General features: G+C 37.6%; 1 protein-coding gene and 2 tRNA genes. All 3 read right to left on the reverse strand.

The features are described 5' to 3' along the window. Positions 1 to 1,466, reverse strand: a 1,466-nt coding sequence (locus Q0794_RS17980; protein ID WP_298944251.1) for an Ig-like domain-containing protein, incomplete at its 3' end; no start/stop codon positions are given. Positions 1,467 to 2,278: 812 nt separating this feature from the next. Beyond that, positions 2,279 to 2,354, reverse strand: a tRNA-Val gene (locus Q0794_RS17985). Between the two features lie 35 nt (positions 2,355 to 2,389). Further along, positions 2,390 to 2,465, reverse strand: a tRNA-Val gene (locus Q0794_RS17990).

Genomic DNA, 2,465 nt, shown 5'->3' on the forward strand with positions numbered 1-2,465 from the left:
TTGATCGTGACCGTGCCGTACTCGCCATCCGTCACTGACGCAACAGGAGAAACTACGCCATCAGCGTCAGTATCATTCGCTAATACATCAATGGTAATTGGGGTATCTTCATTCGTTGTCGCCGCATCGGCAGCCACGACCGTGTCATCTGAAATAGCTTCAACCGTCACAGAGACCGTTTCAGTGCTGCCATCTTCGTTGGTGTACGTAAACGAATCTGGTCCGTTGTAATCAGCATCAGGCGTATAGGTTACGGTGCCATCATCGTTGATCGTGACCGTGCCGTACTCGCCATCCGTCACTGACGCAACAGGAGAAACCACGCCATCAGCGTCAGTATCATTGGCTAAGACATCAATGGTGATCGGGGTATCTTCATTCGTTGTTGCTATATCAGAGTTTACAATTGTTGGGTCATCTACTGTCGTCACGCTTGGATCATCAGTGACGCTTTCGCCATCCGCGGTACCATCGTTCACTGTTAGTGTATAAGCAGGTAACTCTTCGCCGCTATTAACCAATGCAGCACCAGCTTCAGTTAAGACAACCGTATTACCAACAATTTCATAATTGATAGTATCGCTAAGTGTAACCGTAACTTCATCGCCGTCTTCATCGGTCGTTTCAAACGTTGAAACCACTGCGCCTTCAACGGTATTGCCGTCATCTTCAGTAAAGTCGTTTGAACTGGTGATGCTGATCGTTGGGATATCGTTGACTGTCGTCACGCTTGGATCATCAGTGACGCTTTCGCCATCCGCGGTGCCATCGTTCACTGTTAGGGTATAAGCAGGTAACTCTTCGCCGCTATTAACCAACGCTGCGCCAGCTTCAGTTAAGACAACGGTATTACCAACAATTTCATAATTGATAGTATCGCTAAGTGTAACCGTAACTTCATCGCCGTCTTCATCGGTCGTTTCAAACGTTGAAACCACTGCACCTTCAACGGCACTGCCGTCATCTTCAGTAAAATCGTTTGAACTCGTGATTGTTAGCGTAGGTACTGAGTTCTCAGTCACATTAATATTATTTGAACTATCATCAGTCGTTGTAAGTGTGACGATTGGGGAAGGATCGTCATCTAAACCTGTTGTTTGAAAATCAGTTGTTGCAATAGTTTCTAAGCCATCACGCTCAAAATCAACCAGTGTAAACCCACCACCCGATTCTTCACCGGCGGCAGTTTCAATATCTAGATCAAAAACTTCTTCGCCTAGCGCAAGTATCGCATCGAGATCATCTATATCTATTTCAGGACTTATTTCACCTGGATTTGCAGACTTAGAAGCTTCAGGGTTAGCGTTGGCTGTGTCATCATCGACTAACGGAGGTAATTGTGGTTCGACTGAATTTAATGCTTCTCCAGACTCATTTAATTGTACTTTAGCTTGATTTAACTGTTCTGTAGTTAATTCAACTTCAGTTTCATTATTTTCATTAACTGGTTTATTTTGTTCGGCCATGATTATTCCCCACGCAACTTTTAAAACTTCTAATAATTATGTTCAACATAATTGATAATAGAATCAGCATCGACTATTTACGCTGTCCTTTTAAATACGGTTCACTTATTTTTTAAATTTTCTGCTGTAAATCATCATTTTTAAAAAATAAAATAAAGCACTCCTAAAGTAATAACTATAGACAAAGCTCTTACAATAGTAAATTTGATTATTAATTAATATAAATATAAACAATCGAAATAGAAATAAAGCACAATATATCAATGTGATAGCAACTTTTTAGGAAAAATATTAGTCAACTCTAAAAATCAAAAAAGAGAAAACAGATAGCTTAAATAAAAAATAATAACTATATGAATTATAGAACATTTAGGTTAGTTTTTAAACGAAAAAATGACTTTAGATATTTATAATTGACTTGTTATAAATTATTACCACTTTTATTAAAAGTTCTAATAAGTAAGAAAGCAAAATTGATTACTCGTTTTAATCTAAATAGTTGTTTTTTTATTAAAATTAAACTCCATAAAGTGAATATGCCAACTTAACATGACGCAAACAATTTTTTACGGAATTGATAATGAAAAAATCAGATCATTTACCAGCAAGATAAATAGATTATTTGCCGCAATGAGGTTATTTTTATTGAGGATGTATATAGAGATGAAAACTATGTAATAAATATTACATTAGACATTAGACATTAAAAAATAATAATTAATATTTTTTTATAAAGATGAGTAATTTTATTTTTATAAGGAGATGTATATATTAGATTAAAATCTTCACTAATTAATGAAGTAATTTAAAGATGGTGGGCGATACTGGGTTCGAACCAGTGACCCTCGCCTTGTAAGGGCGATGCTCTCCCAACTGAGCTAATCGCCCATGATAGATATATTGTTATAATAATAAGTTAAAGATGGTGGGCGATACTGGGTTCGAACCAGTGACCCTCGCCTTGTAAGGGCGATGCTCTCCCAACTGAGCTAATCGCCC

The sequence above is a fragment of the uncultured Psychromonas sp. genome, assembly GCF_947489755.1.
Lineage (GTDB): Bacteria > Pseudomonadota > Gammaproteobacteria > Enterobacterales > Psychromonadaceae > Psychromonas.